This is a genomic window from Tardiphaga sp. 866_E4_N1_4 (assembly GCF_052076075.1).
GTDB lineage: Bacteria > Pseudomonadota > Alphaproteobacteria > Rhizobiales > Xanthobacteraceae > Tardiphaga > Tardiphaga robiniae.
In genome coordinates this window covers 492,253-505,742 of sequence record NZ_CP197242.1, presented here as the reverse complement: position 1 = coordinate 505,742, position 13,490 = coordinate 492,253, and the positions used below count along the sequence as shown (strand labels likewise).

Sequence of the window (13,490 nt, the reverse complement as noted above, 5' to 3'; positions counted from 1 at the left end):
TGCAAGCAAAAAGCCCGCGGCATAACCCCGGGCTTTTTTGATCGACTTGTCGAAGGCGGATGCGGAGAGCCTCAGCCCTCCGCCACCGGCGCACCGTTGCCATTCTCGCCCTCTTCGCCCTCGCCCGCCTCGCCGATATGCTCGACCGACACGACGTGTTCGTCGTCAGCCGTGTTGAACACGATGACGCCCTGGGTCGAACGGCCGGCAATGCGGATACCTTCCACCGGGCAGCGGATGAGCTGGCCCTTGTCGGTGACAAGCATGATCTGGTCGCTGTCCTCGACCGGGAACGAAGCGATCAGCTTGCCATTACGGTTGTTGACCGACATCGCGACGATGCCCTTACCGCCGCGGCCGGTGGTGCGGTACTCGAACGACGAGGTCCGCTTACCGTAGCCGTTCTCGCTGATGGTCAGTACGAACTGCTCACTGGCCGACATCTCGACATAGCGCTGCTCGCCGAGTTCGATGGCTCCCGTCGCCTCTTCGGTCTCCACGGCAGCCGCCGCTTCGTCCGCAACATCGGCACGCTCCTCGGCGCCGCCGCGACGTACCGCATTGGCACGGCGCAGATAGGCCGCGCGTTCGTCGGAATTGGCCTCGAGGTGGCGCAGGATGGTGAGCGAGATCAGCTTGTCGCCGTCCGCCAGCGAGATGCCGCGCACGCCCATCGAGCTGCGGCCCTGGAATACGCGGACGTCAGTCACCGGGAAACGGATGCACTGGCCGCCGGCAGCGGTCAGCAGCACGTCATCATGTTCGGTGGCGATCTGCACATCGACGATCGCTTCGCCCTCATCGAGCTTCATCGCGATGATGCCGGAGCGCCTGACATCGACGAAGTCAGAGAGCTTGTTGCGGCGGACGTTGCCGCCTGTCGTCGCGAACATCACGTCGAGATCGTTCCACGTCGCCTCGTCCTCAGGCAGCGGCATGATCGTGGTGATGCGTTCGCCCTGCTCCAGCGGCAGGATGTTGATCATCGCCTTGCCGCGGCCGTTTGGCGGCGCGATCGGCAGACGCCAGACCTTTTCCTTGTAGACCTGGCCACGCGACGAGAAGAACAGCACCGGCGTATGGGTCGAGGCCACGAACAGACGCGAGACGAAATCCTCGTCGCGCGTCGCCATGCCGGAGCGGCCCTTGCCGCCGCGGCGCTGCGCCCGATAGGTCGAAAGCGGCACGCGCTTGACGTAGCCATGATGCGACACCGTCACCACCATGTCTTCGCGCTGGATCAGGTCCTCGTCTTCGACCTCGCCTTCCTGTTCCATGATGACGGTCTTGCGCGGCGTCGCGAATTCCGCCTTCACCGCGCCGAGCTCGTCCTTGATGATGCCCTGAACGCGCGCGCGCGAACGCAGGATCTCCAGATAGTCCGCAATCTCGACGGCGAGCTTGTCCAGTTCGTCGGAAATTTCCTCGCGGCCCAGAGCTGTTAAACGTGCGAGGCGCAAGTCGAGAATGGCCTTGGCCTGTTCGAAGGACAGCCGCGCGGTGCCGTCTTCCTCGAGGCGATGACGCGGATCGTCGATCAGCATCATCATCGTCGCCACATCCTGCGCCGGCCAGCGGCGCTCCATCAGGATATCGCGCGCAGTGGTCGGATCCGGCGAGGTCCGGATCACACGAATGACCTCGTCGATATTCGCCACCGCAATGGCCAGGCCGACGAGGATATGCGCGCGATCGCGCGCCTTGTTGAGCAGGAACTTGGTACGGCGCGTGACGACCTGTTCGCGGAACGCGACGAAGATCGTCAGTAGGTCCTTCAGGTTCATCAGCAACGGCCGGCCGGTGTCGAGCGCCACCATGTTGGCGCCGAAATTGGTCTGCAGCGGCGTGAACTTGTAAAGCTGGTTGAGCACCACCTCCGGCACCGCGTCCCGCTTCAGTTCGACGACGACGCGAAAACCGTCGCGGTCAGATTCGTCTCTGAGATCGGAGATGCCTTCGATCTTCTTATCGCGCACCAGTTCGGCGATGCGCTCCACCATGGTGGCCTTGTTCACCTGGTAGGGAATTTCAGAGACGATGATCGCTTCGCGGTCCTTGCGCGTCGGCTCGATAGAGACCTTGCCGCGCATCACGATGGAGCCGCGGCCGGTGTGATAGGCCGTACGAATCCCGGCGCGGCCGAGGATGATGCCGCCGGTCGGGAAATCCGGACCCGGAATGATCTTGTTCAGATCGTCAATGGTGAGCGACGGATCATCGATCAGCGCGACGCAGGCGTCGATGACTTCGCCGAGATTGTGCGGCGGGATGTTGGTGGCCATGCCCACGGCGATACCGCCGCCGCCATTGACCAGCAGATTGGGAAACTTGGCGGGCAACACGCGTGGCTCGCGGAACGAGCCGTCGTAGTTGTCCTGATAGTCGACCGTGTCCTTGTCGAGATCGTCGAGCAGCGACTGCGCGATCTTGGTCAGGCGCGATTCCGTGTATCGCATCGCGGCGGCCTGATCGCCATCCACCGAACCGAAATTGCCCTGACCGTCGATCAGCGGCACGCGCATCGAGAAGTCCTGCGCCATGCGGACCATGGCGTCATAGACCGACTGGTCGCCATGCGGATGATATTTACCGATCACGTCGCCGACGGTTCGCGCCGACTTGCGATACGGCTTGTTCCACTCGAAGCCGTTCTCGTACATCGCGTAGAGAATGCGGCGATGCACCGGCTTCAAGCCGTCGCGCGCATCCGGCAGCGCACGCGCCACGATCACGCTCATGGCGTAATCGAGATACGAACGCTTCATCTCATCGAGGATGGATACGGGACGAATATCCGAGGGGGCCGGTGGCTCCCCAGGCTTCTGGTCTTCAGTGTCGGACAAGGATGATTTCCGGTCAGGTTTTGCTGGGAATCATATAGCGCATCGCGCGGCTTCAAGCCACCCCGCAGACAACGCCCGCGGCTCTATTTTCCTGCTGATTTTTCAAATGCTTACGGGAGCTGTACAGGGCTTGTGAAGTGCCCCCGAATAAGCCAGCCCAAAGCAGCCGAATCTTGCGAAAATCATGCGCCCGTCTTGCGGCAATCTAGCGACCGAACACCACGGTGTGCATGACCCGGCCGGGCACAAGGGTGAACACGCCGGCGATCACCAGGGCGCCGGCGAAGATCGAAATCATGGTGATGGCATGCGCCCTGACGCGGTGCCGGCGCGCGGCGACCACTCCGACCACCAGCATCACCGGCGCGATGATCGACAGCAGGTGGATCGGGCTCCAGTCTCGCCACAGCCGGTAGCTATGGCCATGGATCCCAAACGAGCTGATCGCAACGGTGGCGAGCAACGCCACCCAGATCCAGCCGAGCGTCTTGTGCGGTAGCGTGCCCTTGGGCGCGATTAATTGAACGACACCGAGCACGAATGCGACCATGGCCGCAAAAGCATGCAGCGGGATTGGAGCGGCGGCATCAAGCAGCGGCTGCAGCGACATGGTGGCCCTCGCGTTCAGGAGGCAGAGTCAGCTCACCATCGCAGAAATCTTTCCATTGTAAAGATCATATTGCCGCCACGTTGCCGCAGCTAACCGTCCCCTCAAAAAAGCAAAACGCGCTGCGAGCAATCAGCTCACAGCGCGCGATGCAGAAGTTCAGGACGTCCTGACAGCAGATCAGAAGGGTTATATGTGGTTATGGACGTGATGCGTGAGGCGGTCGAGGAGCGCGCCGGTGACCGAGGCTGGATTCCGGGATATCTCCAGGTCGCGCCTGGCGGACGGCTGCACTTTGTTTCGTGCGCGCCTCACGGGCTGATCGTGGCTGAATGGTTGGTTTCGGACGCAAGGCTCTCCGAGACAGGGGACCGCGCTAGTCGAGGCGACCCAAAGTATCCATGCCTCGCTCCGGGCGGACCGGGGCTCGACCACGCAATGATTCAAATCGTGAGCGAGCGTCAGATGCTGCCACCAGGCCCCCGTGCGAAATGTTGAGATCCATCAAGTTCACAGTTGCCAGCTAATCCAGTGGTTTGGCTTTTATCGCCTTGGTCACCCAGGGCGGTCTCATTGATATGCTCTCCCAGGACTCGCGTGATGACCTTATCGAAATTGAGGGGGTCGGCACCGTTGACTTGTATCAAGGACCATCCGTCCCGGCGCAAGCACTCGCCGATCTCCCTTGAGATATTGGCCTGCTTCAAGCCCCTGTCCACGCCGAGTTCGAACAGGAGGACTTCGATGAGCGGCTGGTGCGCATGCCGATCCGTAAGACGGCGGCGCAACGTTTCCTGCGGCGCATCGAGCTGGACAAGCAGGTCCGGTCGCGGAAGGAACGCTAGGCAGTCACGAACCACGTCAATGCTTGGAGTTCGCGCCAGCAAAACCAGCGCACACAATGCCTGGATCAGGCCTTCTTCAAAAATGAAGTAACCTTCCGATTCCTGCGCTTTACGCCAAGATTCGCACAGTAGAGCGATGTCGACCTTCATGCGCCACGACCATGTGCGGCTTCGTAGCGGGATTGATGCTAGAAGCCGCGCCGCGACACCGTCCTTCGGCAGGGTCGATAGCAAGACAGGACCGGAGGTGGCAATCTTTCTGCCAATACGCCCAATGCCATGGCGCGTCTCCGGGCCGTCATCCTGGGCCGACGCATATTCAATCAGGCGATAACCGTTCACTGTCTTCAGGTTGATGCCTTCTTGCGCCAGCCCCCGGCAGAGGCCGCGAAGAAGTGTGGTCTTGCCTGCACCAGGCGGCCCAAATAACTCGATGATCATGGTGGAATGCCCAGCGCCTCGGAACAAGCCGTCATTTACCTGCAGGTCAGAGCTTAGCCGGATTACAAACCACACCAACGTTCATTTGAATGACTGTTCGGATCCGCGGACTGTCGCCCGTCGACTAGTCGGATCACGCCTGCCGCTCCGTTCCGGCATCGTGCGAATGCATGAAGACGTCGTCCCGACATCGAGGTTAGCGTCGGCGGACTCGAGGGACATATCCTTATGCTCAACGGAGACACGTTCAGCTATCGCGCGAGCCACCAGTCGGTTGATGTCGTTGCCGACTACGTCACCACCTTCGAGGTGGGCCATTGCGCGGCATTGTGGCGGGACGTCGAACAGCCCTTGCTCGAAAGCATTCTGCGCCGGCTCGGAGGGCCACAGCGAACAAGCCTCGACTTCGCCTGCGGAACCGGACGCATTGCGAAGGTCGCCGCTCGGTTGTTCGGCTCGGTTGTCGGGGTCGATGTGTCAGAAGCGATGCTTTCGGCAGCTTCGGTGCCAGACAACGTGACGCTGCTATGCGTCGACGTCACCAAGGTTCCTCTCGAACAGACATTTGACGTTGCCACCGCATTTCGGTTCTTCTTGAATGCAGAAGACACGCTTAGGCGCGACGCATTGCGGGCGATCTATCGGCATCTTCGCAACGACGGCATATTGGTGTGCAATATCCAGCTCAATGCAACGTCACCCATCGGGTCGTTCAGTCGTGTCCTGAACTGGGATATCCGAGCAGACCTCGACACACCCTGACTTTGTATCAATTTTCAAGCCTGCTGTCGGATGAGGGATTTGAGGTCGTGGAGAGCACGTATTACGGCTATCTCCCGCGACCGGGCCGGTTGTTTCCACATCTCTGCGAGGCGCTGATCGAGCCATTCGAAAAGGCGTGCCGGAGGCTCAAGGTGCCGGGATTATTGGCGGAGAGTTTTATTGTCGCGGCGCGAAAGCGGGAACGCCTGTTTCCTCAGGTGCAGGACCCTCGGCGAATCGTGCAGGCACCAACAACCTCTTGAGGTTCGGGAGCATGATCATCGAGTTCTTTGGCCCGGCAGCCGCAGGAAAGACCACCTTCGCCCACGCGCTGTGCAAGCGGCTCAACGAGCGCGGCCATCATGCGAATGTTGTGCTCAGCTAGCCCAAGGGTCCGGCAGCCCGCTCTCCCTGTCCAAGAGAAGCCCAAACCTCTCGCCGCCCTCCATTACAACGGGCTTTACGCGAAATCGGCTGGCAATGCGTTGATTTATCAAACGAAAGCCCCCCTTGTTTACACAAGCGGGCCCCACAGAATCTGATCGAGTCTCGTCGGCAATCCGGAAGCTGAAAAACGCTAAGTCATTGAAGAAGCGACGAAAGCGTTTTTTAGTTTACACACAGCTCCAACCAACAGTCAGAACGGGATGTCGTCATCCATGTCGCTGCCACGGCCACCACCGCCACCTGCCGGTGCGGCCACGCGGCGCTGCGGCGGAGCGCTCGACTGGCCGCCGCCGAAGCTGTCGCCCATGTCATCGCCGCCGTAACCGCCGCCACCACCCGCGCCGCCGCCCTTGCCGTCGAGCATGGTCAGCGTCGAATTGAAGCCCTGCAGCACGATCTCGGTGGAGTATTTCTCGACACCCTGCGGATCAGTCCATTTGCGGGTCTGCAGCGCGCCTTCGATATAAACCTTGGCGCCCTTCTTCAGATACTGCTCAGCGACCTTGGCGAGACCTTCGCTGAAAATCACGACGCGGTGCCACTCGGTCTTTTCCTTGCGCTCGCCGGTGCCCTTGTCGCGCCAGGTATCCGAGGTCGCGACGGTCAGGTTGACGACCGGGTTGCCGTTCTGCATCCGGCGGACTTCTGGATCCTTGCCGAGATTGCCGACCAAAATCACCTTGTTGACGCTACCCGCCATACCACTCTCCTACGCTCGAACCTGAATTTGCTGATTGGGCGCCGGCGCAGGCCCTGGCCCGCGCGCAAACGCCGCTGATGATGGGACCCTATACGGTCCGCGCTCCCGCGCAGGCCCCCGCGACCGGGTTATCCACGATCTCTTATATGATCGTCCTCGTATATAGCATGTTCCATTTTTGTTCTCAAGGACACCCCTTGGCGAATTGTTGGGCGACGACGAAGTGCCGAGTCGTCGCTGTCGCGTCTGAGTCGAGCAATAGTGGAACCCGAAGGGAACCGCGCCCCGCCAAAATTCATATACCTTTCATTAACTTAGAAACGGCCAAACATCGAAGACGAGTGTGCTATTTGGGTGACGGACTTTTTGGCAGACTTGCGTATATTTCGATCACTGAATTGCATTTGGCGCTTGCGCCGGGACACGAGGCTTCGCCGACGCGAAGCAATTTTGGGGAGAATTCACATGAAGAAGTTTCTTTTGGGCACCGTTGCCTTGATCGCTCTGGGCGCTTCGGTTCCGGCAATGGCCGCTGACCTCGCCGCTCGTCCCTACACCAAGGCTCCGGCCTATGTTCCCGCCCCGATCTACAACTGGACCGGTTTCTACATCGGCGGTCACGTCGGCGGCGCGTTCAATGGTTCGAACGGCTTCGGCGGCACTTCCGACAATTCGGACGGTCGCTTCCTCGGCGGCGTGCAGATCGGTTACGACTACCAGTTCGCTCCGAACTGGGTGTTCGGCATCGAAGGTCAGTACAGCTGGGTTGGTTCGAACAACACCAACGTCGCTTTCGTTCCGGCTGGCGTCACCTACAACCTGAACCAGAAGGGCCTCGCCTCGGTCACCGGTCGTATCGGTTACACCTGGGGTCCGGCACTGCTCTACGTGAAGGGCGGCTACGCTTACTCCGACTACAGCGAATCGCTGGTCACGACCGTTGGCGCCGTTCCGGTTGCCTTCGCAGCTGGCACCAAGCATGACGGTTACACCGTCGGCGCCGGCCTCGAATACCTGTTCACCCAGAATTGGTCGGGCAAGGTTGAGTACCAGTACTACGACTTCGGCAAGACCACCTTCGCTGCTCCGTCGCCGATTGGCATCGTCGGCCTGTCGTCCCGCAACGACGAGCACACCGTCAAGGCTGGCCTGAACTACCGCTTCAACTGGGGTGGCCCGGTTGTTGCGAAGTACTGAGCTTCGCGCCTGATTTCAGGCTCGTGACTACGGAAAGGCCGGCGGAAACGCCGGCCTTTTTGTTTGGCTGGAAGCCCGGATTCCGGAGAGATTAAGAGCTAACCCATCGCCTGCGGTCGAATACTACCCACGACTGTAGCGCAAGAATTTTCACGCAACTATTGCGTTTGTTTTCCTCCGTTGCAAGGAAGGCACAGCCCGATCGCCTGAATCGCGCTAGAGTTGAAACACTCACAAGGGGAGCATGCCATGAAGAAAATTCTGCTCGCATCCGCCGCCCTCGCTGTTCTCGGCTCGGCAACGTCCGCTTCTGCGGCCGATCTCGCAGCACGGCCCTACACCAAGGCGCCTCCGATGATCGCCGTCGTCTATGACTGGACCGGTTTCTATATCGGCGGCAACGGCGGTTGGGGAACGAGCCGCAAATGCTGGGACACGACCCAGGTTCTCGGTGCCGCACTGGCCTTCAGCGAGGGATGCCATGACGCAAGCGGCGGCACGGCTGGCGGTCAGATCGGCTATCGCTGGCAGAGCACTGCTTGGGTGTTCGGTCTGGAAGCACAGGGCAACTGGGCAGACTTCAAGGGCTCGAATGTCAGCCAGCTCGTACTCGGTACGACCGGTAACCGGTCCAAGATCGAAGCCTTCGGCCTGTTCACCGGCCAGATCGGTTACGCCTGGAACAACACCCTTCTTTACGTGAAGGGCGGCGCTGCCGTGACGAGCGACAAGTATCAGGGCTACACCGTGGGAACCAATGTCGTATTCGATAACGCCAAGGAAACCCGCTGGGGCGGTACGGTTGGCGTTGGCCTGGAATATGGCTTCACGCCAAACTGGTCCTTCGCGGTCGAATACGACCATCTGTTCATGGAGACCAGCAGCAACAGCTTCACCGCTGTGACACTTCCTGTGACCTCGCGTATCGATCGCATCAGCCAGGACGTCGACGTCGTCACCGCCCGCATCAACTACAAGTGGGGCGGCCCTGTCATCGCCAAGTATTGAGAACTGCGACCGCCTTCCCTCATTCCGACAAACTTGGCCCGGCCTCGCGCCGGGCTTTTTGCTGGCAGCTCGCTCAGCCCTGACGCGCTCCCGATTGGCCGTTCACTGGCATGAGCCCGATACCGGAAGACCTGTCCTGCGCAGGCCGTTCGATTTGCAGCCTTGCCTCGCAACCCCTCCGCCAACAAACCGTTGATCGTTGCTGCGGAGCACTGGAAATCCGTCCTCGTTCTTCCTATGTTCCGATGACAATCAATCGGCGTTGATCCCGGCCCGGCCGGCGGTGCGCGCCCGGATGAGCGCGTCTCGCGCGCTGGGGAATTGCCTGTTATGGACGAGATCATCAAGGCGAAGCGGCAGCAGGCCGCCACGAACATGCGCAGCATCACCATCCGCGGCGCCCGCGAGCACAATCTCAAGAATGTCGACCTGACGATCCCGCGCGACAAGCTGGTGGTGTTCACAGGCCTGTCCGGCTCCGGCAAATCGTCCCTCGCCTTCGACACGATCTATGCCGAAGGCCAGCGCCGCTACGTGGAGTCGCTGTCGGCTTACGCCCGGCAATTCCTCGAGATGATGCAGAAGCCGGATGTCGACCAGATCGACGGCCTGTCGCCGGCCATCTCCATCGAGCAGAAGACCACCTCGAAGAATCCGCGCTCGACCGTCGGCACCGTCACCGAGATCTACGATTATATGCGCCTGCTGTGGGCACGCGTCGGCATTCCCTATTCGCCGGCGACGGGTCTTCCGATCGAAAGCCAGACGGTGTCGATGATGGTCGACCGCGTGCTGGCGCTGCCGGAAGGCACGCGGCTGTATCTGCTGGCGCCGGTGGTGCGCGGTCGCAAGGGCGAGTATCGCAAGGAGCTGGCCGAATATCTCAAAAAGGGTTTTCAGCGCGTCAAGATCGACGGTACCTTCCATGAACTCGCTGAAGCGCCCGTACTCGACAAGAAGTTTCCGCATGACATCGACGTCGTCGTCGATCGCATCGTGGTGCGTCCTGATATCGGCCAGCGCCTCGCGGAAAGTTTTGAGACCGCGCTGAAGCTCGCCGAAGGTCTTGCGGTTATCGAATATGCCGACGCGCCTGCCGCTCCCGCGGACGAAAAGAAATCCGACAAGAAAGTGGCGAAGATTCACGACAAGACAGGTGCCGAGCGCATCCTGTTTTCCGAGAAGTTCGCCTGCCCGGTCTCCGGCTTCACCATCCCCGAGATCGAACCGCGCCTGTTCTCTTTCAACAACCCCTATGGCGCCTGTCCGAAATGCGGTGGCCTCGGTGTCGAGCAGACCATCGATGCCGACCTGGTCATTCCCGACAAGGAGCTGACGCTGCGCAAGGGCGCCATCGCGCCCTGGGCGAAGTCGTCGTCGCCTTATTACATCCAGACGCTGACCGCGCTCGGCAAGTTCTACAAGTTCACCCTCGACACCAAGTGGAAGGATCTGCCGAAGAAGACGCAGAACGCCATCCTGCACGGCTCGGGCGATGACGAGATCAAGTTCTCCTATGAAGACGGCGTGCGCTCCTATGACACCAAGAAGCCGTTCGAGGGCGTCGTCACCAATATCGACCGCCGCTTCCGCGAGACCGAAAGCGAATGGGCGCGCGAAGAACTCGGCAAGTATTTTTCCGACGTGCCCTGCGATGCCTGCGAGGGTTATCGACTGAAGCCCGAAGCGCTCAGTGTGAAGATCGGCGGCAAGCATATCGGCAACATCTCGGAAATGTCGGTGCGCAAGGCTGGCGACTGGTTCGAGTCCGTGCCGGATTTGCTCAACAAGCAGCAGAACGAGATCGCCGTCCGCATCCTCAAGGAAATCCGCGAGCGCCTCTCCTTCCTGCTCGATGTCGGCCTCAACTATCTCACGCTGGCGCGCTCAAGCGGCACGCTGTCCGGCGGCGAAAGCCAACGTATTCGCCTGGCGTCACAGATCGGCTCGGGCCTCACCGGCGTGCTTTATGTGCTCGACGAGCCATCGATCGGCCTGCATCAGCGCGACAATGCACGCCTGCTCGATACGCTGCGGCGGCTGCGCGATCTCGGCAATACCGTGATCGTGGTCGAGCATGACGAGGACGCGGTGATCGCGGCCGACTACGTGGTGGATGTCGGCCCCGGCGCGGGTACTCATGGCGGCAACATCGTCGCCCAGGGCACGCCACAGGAGGTGATGAAGAATCCGAAGTCGCTGACCGGCAAATATCTCACCGGCGAAATGTCGGTGCCGGTGCCGGAGCGTCGTCCGCCGAACCATCGCCGCACCATCAAGGTGATCAATGCGCGCGGCAACAATCTCAAGAACGTCTCGGCGGAAGTCCCGCTCGGGCTGTTCACCGCGGTGACCGGCGTCTCCGGTGGCGGCAAGTCGACGCTGCTGATCGACACGCTCTACAAGGCGATCGCGCGAAAGCTCAACGGCGCCAGCGAAGGCGCCGCGCCGCATGACCGCATCGAGGGCCTGGAGCATATCGACAAGATCATCGAGATCGACCAGTCGCCGATCGGCCGCACGCCGCGCTCCAATCCGGCGACCTATACCGGCGCCTTCACGCCGATCCGCGAATGGTTTGCCGGCCTGCCGGAATCCAAGGCACGCGGCTACGAGGCCGGCCGGTTCTCGTTCAACGTCAAGGGCGGCCGCTGCGAGGCTTGCCAGGGCGACGGCGTCATCAAGATCGAGATGCACTTCCTGCCCGACGTCTATGTCACCTGCGATACCTGCAAGGGCAAGCGCTACAACCGCGAGACGCTCGAAGTCCTGTTCAAGGGCAAGTCGATCGCCGACGTACTCGACATGACCGTGGAAGAAGCCGCCGACTTCTTCAAGGCGGTGCCGCGCGTGCGCGAGACTTTTAAAACCCTGCATCGCGTTGGACTGGATTACATCCATGTCGGCCAGCAGGCGACGACGCTATCCGGCGGCGAAGCGCAGCGGGTGAAGCTTGCCAAGGAGCTGAGCAAGCGCGCGACCGGTCGCACGCTCTACATTCTCGACGAGCCGACCACGGGACTCCACTTCCACGACGTCGCCAAACTGCTCGAAGTGCTGCATGAGCTGGTGGCGCAGGGCAACACGGTGGTGGTGATCGAGCATAATCTCGAAGTCATCAAGACCGCCGACTGGGTCATCGACCTCGGCCCCGAAGGCGGCGACGGCGGCGGTGAAATCGTCGCCTGGGGGCCGCCGGAAGATATCGTCAAGGCACCGCGCAGCTATACGGGCAAATTCCTGAAGCCGGTGCTGGAAAAGGCGGGCAAGCCGAAGAAGCGGAAGCAGGCGAGCGAAGCGGCGGAATAAATAGCGAGAAGCTTAGTGGCAGACGAGACGGCCTCAACGAAGGAAAATCCGCGAATCCGATGGGAAGAGCTGTCAAACTATCATAACTACTCTCCCCGATCCTTCGCAGAACAACACAAAGAGCTAGAAGGCCTTTCTGCGTTGATCGAGAGCTTAGGCTTCTCTGTAAAAAGTTCCCGTCTCGGATCATACGAGCGCCTTCTCAAAAGCATCAAGCAGAAAGCTAGCTATCGTGAAAAGCTTTCCTTTTCCGACGCGATGCAGCTTATCCATACGAGCGTCGAACTAAATCAACTAAGAAAAATTTTTGAGGCTGCATCCGCAACACCTAGCGCCGAGATTTGGCGTCGTCACCTCGAACACTTGCTTTCTGGTACGCATCCCAGCGTTATCCCTAAATATTCGAACTCTTGGGACTATCAGTACGAGGCGCTCGTGGCCGCAATCGTGCAACTCAGTGGATATAAATTCAGATTCGCTGAACCAGATATCATTGTCTCACTAGACGACTGCTTAGAACTGGGTGTTGCTGCTAAGCGGCCAAGAAATCGTAATGGATTTGGCCGAAACTTGCGAAAAGCAGGAAGGCAAATATCGAATTCTGGCGTTCCAGGCATAATTGCGATCGATTGCACTGCAATGCTTGCTACCGATCGCTCAATAAATTCAAACGATGATAGGAATGCATCCAAGCTAGTCACTGCCATTTTGCACCAATTTATGGATCAAGCTCAGAGTGATATATATGAGGCTCGTGTGCGTGGAGAGGCCAAAGGTCTCTTCATTTCGCTGTACATGCCGATAACAATCGTCGATGCGGATTGGCACCATGCGGAGAAGATGGTCACTGGCTATCGTTGGACCTTAATACCGTTCACAGGACCGGAAGATCCGTGGCATCACCGACTACTTACATTCGTTGAACGGTATCAGCGCGGCTTATTCAATGGTGGAGATCGAGACTTCGCTCTTTGAGCGAACGCAGCCCGGATGAGCGTAGTGACATTCGGGGCTCATCATCGCGTTGTGTCGCGGCAAATGCGAGAACCGCATTGATATCCGCGCCAAGACGTCGTTCATGCCTCACCTCAGCCCCGTCCCGTGACAACGCTGGCACTTCACCACCTTCTCGCCCTTCTTCAGCAGGCCCTTGCCTTCGCAATTCTTGCACTTCTGCTTCTTCTTGGTGTTGGGGCCTTTCTGGTTAGGTCTATCGTCTGCCATGAGGGCCTCCTGCGGGTGATGTGAAACGGTAATGACGGGCTTAGCACGCTTGCGTGCGGCTCGTGCATCGTTTCGCCGCGCGAATGCGGGTTGAAAACCGGGTCTGA

Annotated in this window: 10 protein-coding genes; 5 read left to right on the top strand and 5 right to left on the bottom strand. The window is 59.9% G+C overall.

Annotated elements, in window-relative coordinates; translation table 11 throughout:
* Positions 1–71: 71 nt before the first annotated feature.
* From gyrA to AB8B20_RS02610, 3 genes are all read right to left on the bottom strand, one after another.
* The gene (gene gyrA, locus AB8B20_RS02620) at positions 72–2,843 is read right to left on the bottom strand and encodes a DNA gyrase subunit A (protein WP_439071584.1); all 2,772 of its coding nucleotides are present in this window, start codon (positions 2,841–2,843) and stop codon (positions 72–74) included.
* Between the two features lie 205 nt (positions 2,844–3,048).
* On the bottom strand, positions 3,049–3,453 hold the full coding sequence (locus tag AB8B20_RS02615) for a DUF2306 domain-containing protein (RefSeq protein WP_439071583.1): 405 nt from the start codon (positions 3,451–3,453) through the stop codon (positions 3,049–3,051).
* A 458-nt stretch (positions 3,454–3,911) separates the two neighbouring features.
* A complete protein-coding gene (locus AB8B20_RS02610) occupies positions 3,912–4,736 on the bottom strand; it encodes an AAA family ATPase (protein WP_439071582.1) in 825 nt (274 codons plus the stop codon).
* Between the two features lie 228 nt (positions 4,737–4,964).
* Here AB8B20_RS02610 and AB8B20_RS02605 point away from each other — a divergent pair, with 228 nt between their 5' ends.
* Positions 4,965–5,498: a class I SAM-dependent methyltransferase gene (locus AB8B20_RS02605; protein WP_439071581.1), complete on the top strand. Its 534-nt coding sequence runs from the start codon at positions 4,965–4,967 to the stop codon at positions 5,496–5,498.
* A gap of 637 nt (positions 5,499–6,135) precedes the next feature.
* On the opposite strand, the gene AB8B20_RS02600 is transcribed toward AB8B20_RS02605, so the two are convergent.
* On the bottom strand, positions 6,136–6,645 hold the full coding sequence (locus tag AB8B20_RS02600; protein ID WP_092142634.1) for a single-stranded DNA-binding protein: 510 nt from the start codon (positions 6,643–6,645) through the stop codon (positions 6,136–6,138).
* 465 nt (positions 6,646–7,110) lie between these two features.
* On the opposite strand from AB8B20_RS02600, the gene AB8B20_RS02595 reads away from it, so the two are divergent.
* The 4 genes from AB8B20_RS02595 to AB8B20_RS02580 all read left to right on the top strand — a co-directional run bounded on the left by AB8B20_RS02595 (position 7,111) and on the right by AB8B20_RS02580 (position 13,134).
* Positions 7,111–7,842 (top strand): outer membrane protein, encoded by a 732-nt coding sequence (locus AB8B20_RS02595; protein ID WP_439071580.1) that lies wholly within the window; start codon positions 7,111–7,113, stop codon positions 7,840–7,842.
* A gap of 249 nt (positions 7,843–8,091) precedes the next feature.
* On the top strand, positions 8,092–8,850 hold the full coding sequence (locus AB8B20_RS02590) for an outer membrane protein (RefSeq protein ID WP_439063814.1): 759 nt from the start codon (positions 8,092–8,094) through the stop codon (positions 8,848–8,850).
* 330 nt (positions 8,851–9,180) lie between these two features.
* Complete coding sequence (gene uvrA, locus AB8B20_RS02585) at positions 9,181–12,159, top strand: excinuclease ABC subunit UvrA (RefSeq protein ID WP_439071579.1); 2,979 nt, start codon at positions 9,181–9,183, stop codon at positions 12,157–12,159.
* A gap of 15 nt (positions 12,160–12,174) precedes the next feature.
* Complete coding sequence (locus AB8B20_RS02580; RefSeq protein WP_439071578.1) at positions 12,175–13,134, top strand: hypothetical protein; 960 nt, start codon at positions 12,175–12,177, stop codon at positions 13,132–13,134.
* Between the two features lie 108 nt (positions 13,135–13,242).
* Here the strand turns inward: AB8B20_RS02580 and AB8B20_RS02575 are convergent, their stop codons facing one another.
* Entirely contained in the window at positions 13,243–13,383 is a 141-nt protein-coding gene (locus tag AB8B20_RS02575) for a hypothetical protein (RefSeq protein WP_165826921.1), read from the bottom strand.
* Between the last annotated feature and the right edge of the window lie 107 nt (positions 13,384–13,490).

Excerpts from the sequence above, each read along its gene's own strand:
- AB8B20_RS02610 (WP_439071582.1), bottom strand. The coding sequence starts at position 4,736 with ATGATCATCGAGTTATTTGGGCCGCCTGGTGCAGGCAAGACCACACTT.
- AB8B20_RS02605 (WP_439071581.1), top strand. The coding sequence starts at position 4,965 with ATGCTCAACGGAGACACGTTCAGCTATCGCGCGAGCCACCAGTCGGTT.
- AB8B20_RS02615 (WP_439071583.1), bottom strand. The coding sequence starts at position 3,453 with ATGTCGCTGCAGCCGCTGCTTGATGCCGCCGCTCCAATCCCGCTGCAT.
- AB8B20_RS02595 (WP_439071580.1), top strand. The coding sequence starts at position 7,111 with ATGAAGAAGTTTCTTTTGGGCACCGTTGCCTTGATCGCTCTGGGCGCT.
- AB8B20_RS02575 (WP_165826921.1), bottom strand. The coding sequence starts at position 13,383 with ATGGCAGACGATAGACCTAACCAGAAAGGCCCCAACACCAAGAAGAAG.
- AB8B20_RS02600 (WP_092142634.1), bottom strand. The coding sequence starts at position 6,645 with ATGGCGGGTAGCGTCAACAAGGTGATTTTGGTCGGCAATCTCGGCAAG.
- AB8B20_RS02590 (WP_439063814.1), top strand. The coding sequence starts at position 8,092 with ATGAAGAAAATTCTGCTCGCATCCGCCGCCCTCGCTGTTCTCGGCTCG.
- uvrA (WP_439071579.1), top strand. The coding sequence starts at position 9,181 with ATGGACGAGATCATCAAGGCGAAGCGGCAGCAGGCCGCCACGAACATG.